The sequence below is a fragment of the Halobacillus sp. K22 genome, assembly GCF_052246795.1.
Lineage (GTDB): Bacteria > Bacillota > Bacilli > Bacillales > Halobacillaceae > Halobacillus.
In genome coordinates this window covers 1-7,271 of the sequence record NZ_JBQQCN010000050.1, presented here as the reverse complement: position 1 = coordinate 7,271, position 7,271 = coordinate 1, and the positions used below count along the sequence as shown (strand labels likewise).

Annotated in this window: 8 protein-coding genes; all 8 read left to right on the top strand. The window is 42.6% G+C overall.

Going from position 1 to position 7,271, the window contains the following annotated elements:
- On the top strand, window positions 1-329 hold a 329-nt coding region (locus ACTWPM_RS20505; RefSeq protein ID WP_443134817.1), incomplete at its 5' end, for an RNA-guided endonuclease TnpB family protein.
- 258 nt (window positions 330-587) lie between these two features.
- Complete coding sequence (locus ACTWPM_RS20500) at window positions 588-2,063, top strand: protein adenylyltransferase SelO (RefSeq protein WP_443134816.1); 1,476 nt, start codon at window positions 588-590, stop codon at window positions 2,061-2,063.
- A gap of 317 nt (window positions 2,064-2,380) precedes the next feature.
- Window positions 2,381-3,598, top strand: coding sequence for an SGNH/GDSL hydrolase family protein (locus ACTWPM_RS20495; RefSeq protein WP_443134815.1), 1,218 nt, complete (start codon window positions 2,381-2,383; stop codon window positions 3,596-3,598).
- 196 nt (window positions 3,599-3,794) lie between these two features.
- Window positions 3,795-3,986: a hypothetical protein gene (locus ACTWPM_RS20490; protein ID WP_443134814.1), complete on the top strand. Its 192-nt coding sequence runs from the start codon at window positions 3,795-3,797 to the stop codon at window positions 3,984-3,986.
- A gap of 132 nt (window positions 3,987-4,118) precedes the next feature.
- Entirely contained in the window at window positions 4,119-4,490 is a 372-nt protein-coding gene (locus ACTWPM_RS20485; RefSeq protein WP_443134813.1) for a VOC family protein, read from the top strand.
- 918 nt (window positions 4,491-5,408) lie between these two features.
- Window positions 5,409-6,140, top strand: coding sequence for a ZIP family metal transporter (locus ACTWPM_RS20480; protein ID WP_443134812.1), 732 nt, complete (start codon window positions 5,409-5,411; stop codon window positions 6,138-6,140).
- Between the two features lie 124 nt (window positions 6,141-6,264).
- The gene (locus tag ACTWPM_RS20475; protein WP_443134811.1) at window positions 6,265-6,879 is read left to right on the top strand and encodes a PH domain-containing protein; all 615 of its coding nucleotides are present in this window, start codon (window positions 6,265-6,267) and stop codon (window positions 6,877-6,879) included.
- Between the two features lie 229 nt (window positions 6,880-7,108).
- The coding region (locus tag ACTWPM_RS20470; protein ID WP_443134777.1) for a helix-turn-helix domain-containing protein at window positions 7,109-7,271 on the top strand (163 nt) is incomplete at its 3' end.

The window sequence follows — 7,271 nt, the reverse complement described above, 5'->3', positions numbered from 1 at the left end:
TAGAAAATCTCCAAATTTCCAATATGCTCAAAAACCGAAAACTATCCAAATCGATTAGTGATGTGAGCTGGTCGATGTTCACGTCTATGCTCGAATACAAAGCAAAGTGGTACGGGAAGCAGTTGGTACCCGTATCTAAAGTTTTTGCGAGTTCACAGCTGTGTTCCAAGTGCGGATACCAAAACAGTGAGGTAAAGAATCTCGCTGTTCGAACGTGGAACTGCCCGAATTGCGGCTCGCGCCACGACCGCGATCTAAATGCGAGTTTCAATATACTAAAGGAAGTTCAACGACTCCTTTCAACCGTCGGTGCGACGGGGCTAGCCTAATCATTTGAACGAACCGTTAGGTTCGTGCTCTTAGGAATCCCCCAACTTCAAGGAGCGTCAGCGAGTAAGTGGGGGTAGTTCAAACCAAATATTAATGATTTAAAATAAGGTTTCGGGGATTAAAGCGGCCAGCCGAGCAGGTATAATAATTTTGAAGAAGAAAACATTAAATAGATACGAATTGTTAGGCTTAGGTACAGATATGTGAATGGTGATAAAATATTTATGAATACGTATATCAAAAAAGGAGATGCGTTGATGACACAGCGAAAAGAAAAAGTAGAAACTGGATGGAACTTCGACCATAGCTATGCGCGACTGCCAGAGCTTTTTTTTCAGAGTTCTGACCCGGAACCTGCGCATGCCTCTCGTTTAATAATTGCTAATGATAGACTTGCTGACTATCTGGGGTTAAACACGGAGTGGCTTCATAGTGAGGAAGGTAAAGAGGTGCTAGCTGGTAATATAGTGCCCGATAGTGCTTTTCCTTTAGCTCAGGCCTATGCGGGTCACCAGTTCGGGCATTTCACCATGCTGGGCGACGGAAGGGCTTTACTGCTAGGTGAGCAGATTACACCTCAGGAAGAACGGGCAGATATTCAACTTAAAGGCTCAGGCCGCACCCCTTATTCTCGCGGAGGTGATGGACGGGCACCGCTTGGGCCAATGCTGCGCGAATATATAATAAGTGAGGCTATGCATGGACTTGGTGTTCCTACGAACCGCAGTCTTGCGGTCGTTGCAACGGGTGAGTCCGTGATTCGAGAAACCAAACAGCCGGGTGCTGTCCTTACTAGAGTAGCCAGCAGTCATCTGCGAGTTGGAACGTTCCAATTTGCGGCAAGGTGGGGGACTTTAGAGGATCTCCGGACTCTGGCTGATTACACAGTGCATAGACATTTTCCATCTATTGAAGGCGATGAAAATCGCTATCTTTCCCTGCTTCAGCAAGTAATTCTGCGGCAGGCGAAGCTGATTGCTGAGTGGCAGCTGATCGGTTTTATTCATGGAGTAATGAACACAGACAATATGGCGATTAGTGGAGAAACCATTGATTACGGGCCTTGCGCTTTTATGGATACCTATGATCCCGCAACCGTATTCAGTTCTATTGATATTCAAGGACGGTATGCTTATGGCAACCAGCCGGACATTGCGGGCTGGAATCTCGTACGATTTGCTGAAACCCTGATCCCCTTGATCCACGAGAATCAAGATGAAGCGATAAAAATAGCTGAACGCGAACTTTCAAATTTCACCAGTCTCCACGAAGCCAACTGGCTGGAAGGCATGAGAAAAAAGCTCGGTATTTTTAATCAAGAAACAGAAGACAAAGAACTAGCAGAAGACTTGCTCCGTATGATGAAGGAATATAAAGCAGACTTCACAAATACGTTCCGAGCGCTGACATTAGACAAATTGGAAGGTACCTCATTATTTGAAGCTCCTGAGTTTAAAAAGTGGCAGGAACAATGGCTGGCAAGGTTGGACAGACAGGAAGAGACAAAAGAAACATCTTACCAGTTGATGAAAAATAATAACCCTGCGGTCATTCCGCGGAACCACCGGGTAGAAGAAGCGATTGAAGCAGCGGTGAAAGAAGAGGACTATAGCGTGATGGAGCGGTTGATTGGAGTTCTTTCTAACCCTTATGCACATTCTTGTGAACAGGAATCCTACACGTCACCTCCAGAACCAACTTCCCGGCCTTACCGTACGTTTTGCGGAACGTAAACAATATTAAATAAATAGAGAGGTCCTTCTCCATATTAGGGGGAGGATTTTTTTGTGCTTAACGATTGAAGGATAATATTATGAGAAAGAATAAAGTTTTTATTTTGCAGTATAGCTGAAAGTAACTCAGATTCAAAAGGTTGGAAATAATTCAGCTATTAGTTTCAGGGTCGATACGTTATTTCAAATATTGGCTCTTGAGATAAAAGCTTTTCAGTCTCATGTTAAAAAATTTTGCAGGTTTGTGTGATTAAAGAGCGTAAGTGTTAAAATATAAAGTCAAGAAAAAATCAATGCAACTAGAAGGGCGAGTATATATGAGGCCTCGGGTTTATGTTTTTTTCATAATTATCATTATTATTCTCAGCATTTATGGAGCAAGAGGGTGGATATTCTCAAGTGAGCAGGGAGACTGGGTGGGGGCCTGGAGTACAAGTATGATTGCTCCTTATACAGAAGGGATTTCCCAAGAGGGATTTGAGAATCAAACCATCCGAACGATTATTCAGCCGCATATTGATGGGAAGAAGATGCGCATACGGTTGTCGAATGAATTTGGGTCTTCGTCTATCACCATTGAGGAGGTCCGGGTAGCTGCTTCCAAAAATGAAGCAGAAACGATTCCTGGCACAGACCGGAAAGTCACATTTGGCGGGGAAAAAAAGATAAGTATCCCTCCTGGTGAAAAAATGGTGAGTGATCCTGTTCCGCTGAAGGTGAATCACATGGAGGAATTAGCGGTCAGTATTTATATTCGAGAACCTACCGGACCTGCTACGTGGCACCCCCTCTCCATCCAGGAGACGTATATTTCAGAATCCGGCAACCACGTTTCTGATTCTAGTGCAGCCGCACTTGAGAGAAACGAAGAAGCCTGGTTCTGGCTGGACGGAGTCGATGTTATCGCAGAACCTCCAGTAAAAGGATCTATCGTAGTAATGGGCAGTTCCATTGCAAATGGAAATTATTCGACAGTTAATGCTGACCATCGTTGGCCTGACTATTTAGCGCATCGAATGAATCGGGAAACGTCAGGGAGTAGAATGTCCGTATTAAACGCCGGAGTTTCGGGTAATCATTTGATTAATAGCGGAGTAGAAAGAGGAGAAAATGCGTTAGCAAGGTTAGAGCGCGACGTGTTTAACGAAACAGCGGTTAAATCAATAATTTTTCATCAGGGACTAAACGATATTAGGCATCATCCTGAATATGATGCGGAGGAAATAATCCAACGGATAAAAGAAATTATCCAGGCGTCTCACGATGAAGGACTTAAAATTTATGGCGGTACATTAACTCCTTTTAAAGGTTCAAGCATGTACACGAAAGAAGGAGAAGAGACCAGGCAGGCGGTTAATGAGTGGATCAGGACCAGTGGAGCGTTTGATGGTATGATTGACTTTGACAAAGCAATGCGGGATCCTGATCATCCTAAGCGTTATCTTCCTAAATATGATTCTGGGGACCATTTGCACCCTAACGATTTAGGCTATAAGAAAATGGCTGAATCGATAGATCTCTCTATGTTTAAATAAATGACTTATCCAGGACAGGCATTTTTCTCAGTGATTCGGGAAAATATTAAGTTAATTTCCCGGGGAATATTAATTTCACCATAATCCGAGTGAATTCTGTGTACAACTTCCTTGCAAGTCCATTTTGGCTTTTCACATAATATTAGAAGAAGTGCAATCCTATAGTAATAATGTCTAACCATTAGGGGTGATAGATATGAGTGAAGCTTCCATATTAGTTGTAGAGGATGAAGAGAAAATTGCCAGAGTCTTAGAGCTCGAGCTTGAGTACGAAGGGTATAAAGTAGTGAAGGCCAAAGATGGTTTAGAGGGTTTGCAGCAAATTCGTGAACATATAAGATCGATGGCCAGACTGGAGAAGTTATTGAAGCAGAGAAAGGTCGGATGACGATTAATTTAACTTAATAAGGCTGCCATGGAGGCGGCCTTTTTCCTTTTTTCTAAATATAGCGTATTATAATAAGAAGGAAAAGCATTCTTTAAGATTTCCATATTGTATACGGAAAGGAGAACAATTCGTATGTATAAAGGTATTCACCACGTTTCTCTGCTGGTTACAGATATTGAACGAGCCAGGTATTTTTACGGTGAAGTGTTGGGGTTTGAAGAAAGCAGCAAACGTCCTGACTTTGGTTTTCCTGGCGCCTGGTATCAGGTGGGAGAAACTCAGATTCATTTAATTGTACATAGTGAGGGTAAAACTCTACGTGAAACCACAGAGATTGACTCAAGAGACGGTCATTTTGCTGTGAGGGTAAGGGATATAGAGGCATTCCTTGATAGAATGGAAGCCTATGATGTAGAGATGTTAAATAAACCTCATAACAAAACAGAATGGCATCAAGTATATATTTGTGATCCTGACGGAAATGTTATTGAATTTAACAAGTAACAAGCAGAGTAAGGGCCATCGTTAATTTGACGGTGTGTGCATAATGGGGTCAGTATTTGTTTTTATGAAAGGCTCTGTTAAACTTCCGTGTTAATTTTATGGTTAAGCTCTCGATACTGGAAGACTCAGTTTCGAGACTTTTGTGAGAATTAGTTCCTGCGGGGGACGATTTCGCTTTCCGTGGGCATGTGGTAAGCTTCCTCGGGCTTAACAGCCCTGCGGGATCTTACCGATCATGTCCATCCCACAGGAGTCTACATCGTCCCCCTGCGGACCTAGCCTAAACAGCAACTCGAAACCACTTAACACACCGTTTGCTTGGGGAAAAAGCATAGGATAAAGCGTTTATTTTCATGCTAGCACGATGTGGAAAAGCTTGTCATAGAAGCATTTAGGTCCTATTTAGAAGGAGAGCATTCACTTTCTTGGAAGGGTTCGTTAATCTCCCGTCGCTGGGATGGTGGGGAAATGGCGAGACTCCCATGGGAGAAGGGACTAGATGAGATCCCGCAGGGAGTGAACGAGCGAGGAAGCTCATGGTAAAAGGAGCATCGACTAAGGTCGCCACGTCCTGTGGCAACGTCGATCGACCCTACGTCTTGTAGGGCCTAGGAAAGCGAGTTATTTCCCCACCAGCCCGCTCCTCATCTCGTAACGGACCGAATATATCTCGAAATCGAGTCTTCAACTATACGCCCCTATTGTGTAATAAGCCTCTTATGAAGAATCAACAATAGAATTTAACAGAGCTTTATGAAAAAGAACAAATCATACGTGTTTTAAAGAGAGATTCCGCGATGTTGGGAATCTCTCTTTTTGGTTCATCTCCCTTCTCCTGCATAACCAGGTTATGCCTGTACATATAGTGAATAAGAACATTAAATTCTCACACTTCCATTAAAGCCAAGGAGGCTGGCTATGGATTCAAATGTTATGGTAATGATTGGTTCGGCTTTAGTTACGGGACTGGGAGCTATTCCTGTGTTATTTATTCGCGGCATTTCCCACAAAAGGATGGATGCTATATTAGCTTATACGGCAGGGGTGATGATGGCGGCCTCAACCTATGGTTTAATCCCTGCTTCACTAAAACTAACGAACTTATATATTCTTGTGCTTGGTGTGCTCGCTGGAGCTCTTGTATTAAATATGCTTGAATATTTTATTCCCCATACAGACGTGGATCATGAGAGGAATGATATTATTCTTTCTTCTCAATCCTGGATGTTGGTTGTAGCAATGACCTTACATAATATTCCGGAAGGGTTATCCGTTGGGGCGAGTCTAGCCAGTGAAATAGAAAACCTTGGTCTGGTAGTTGCACTGTCCATGGCTCTTCAAAATGCGCCGGAAGGGTTTCTGGTGGCCATATTTTTAGTGAATCAACGAGTGTCAAAACTTACAGCAATAACGTTTGCAATGGCCACAGGGATTATGGAGTGTCTGGCCGGATTTGCAGGGCTGTATTTAGTCCATATCGCACTATTTCTTGTCCCTTATGGACTGGCATTTGCGGCGGGAGCGATGTTGTTCATTGTTTATAAAGAACTTATTCCTGAAAGCCATGGCCATGGATATGAGCGACTGGCGACATTTTCTTTCCTTCTTGGTTTACTCAGTATGATTGGAGTAGTTGAGTGGTTCAGATAGGCAGGGGATTCGTTGACTGTAAAAAAGTAATAATTCTTTTCGATAGGGAAGGATAGTCGCCCTTTTTGTCGAAATAAATTCAGATGAAAAGTTTCAATTTTGATTAATGAAAGGGGAGAATCTTTTGTTTAAGAAGCTAGCCAGTGATGCTTTAGGATTAAGTGATATTGGTAAAATTATAAAAAAAGAAGACTTTGATAAAACACAGTCGGATGATTTTGTACTGACAGAGGATGGGGAGAAAATCTTCTTCCTCATTAAATCAAAATCGGACGAATATTGCTTTACAAACAGAGCGCTGATCCATTTGGATGGAGAAAAGGCGTCCAGCAGTAAACGCAATATTTTCCGGTATGATTATTATCAGCATCATATCAGTAACCCCTCGATCGAAACAGCAGGTACAATTGATCTGGATTTAGAAATTAAATTCACCATGGGAAATAAAGTATTCAATATTGATATTGCTAAGGATGAGGGCGAAGCGATTGCTGATTTGTATAAGTCACTGGTAGCGATTTCCCACATTCAGGAGGAAAATCGCCTATATTCGGATTTTGCCAGAGATAGTCTTGGCACAGCAAGTTCGCTGATCAAAGATAACCGCTTCCATGATAATGATATCTCAAAGGAATTCGAGCAGGCAGCTAACTTTGCTTATAGCTGGTATGAGCAAAAGCATCGCGAAAATACACAGAAGGATTTTAAAGAGGTGTTTGAAAAGTATATTCATAATTAAACGCAGAGGAGAGCCTTTCTAAATGCTCTCCTCTTTTTGTTAGCAAGTTTATGGGAGGTATGGACCTGGATGTTTTTTATCATTCATCGACAGAAGACTCCCTCTTCAAGCGCCGTGTCGAAGACCGGTGGTAAGGGGGAGATGAATGCCGTTGCCGTAAGGCGAATGCCTTTGAATATTCTCCCTTCCGTGATATCCTAAAGTAAGAACATACGTTCCTAATTAGGAGGTGAAAAGGTTGAGGCATAAAGCGTATAACTTTCGTATCTATCCAAATAAAACCCAAGAATCGCTCATCGCTAAGACAATAGGTTGCGCTCGTTTTGTCTTCAATCATTTCCTCTCTGAATGGAGCAGTGCCTACAAAGAAACCGGAAAAGGCTTGAGTTACT

Coding starts and splice junctions, on each gene's coding strand:
- ACTWPM_RS20500 (WP_443134816.1), top strand. CDS start 588: ATGACACAGCGAAAAGAAAAAGTAGAAACTGGATGGAACTTCGACCAT.
- ACTWPM_RS20495 (WP_443134815.1), top strand. CDS start 2,381: ATGAGGCCTCGGGTTTATGTTTTTTTCATAATTATCATTATTATTCTC.
- ACTWPM_RS20490 (WP_443134814.1), top strand. CDS start 3,795: ATGAGTGAAGCTTCCATATTAGTTGTAGAGGATGAAGAGAAAATTGCC.
- ACTWPM_RS20485 (WP_443134813.1), top strand. CDS start 4,119: ATGTATAAAGGTATTCACCACGTTTCTCTGCTGGTTACAGATATTGAA.
- ACTWPM_RS20480 (WP_443134812.1), top strand. CDS start 5,409: ATGGATTCAAATGTTATGGTAATGATTGGTTCGGCTTTAGTTACGGGA.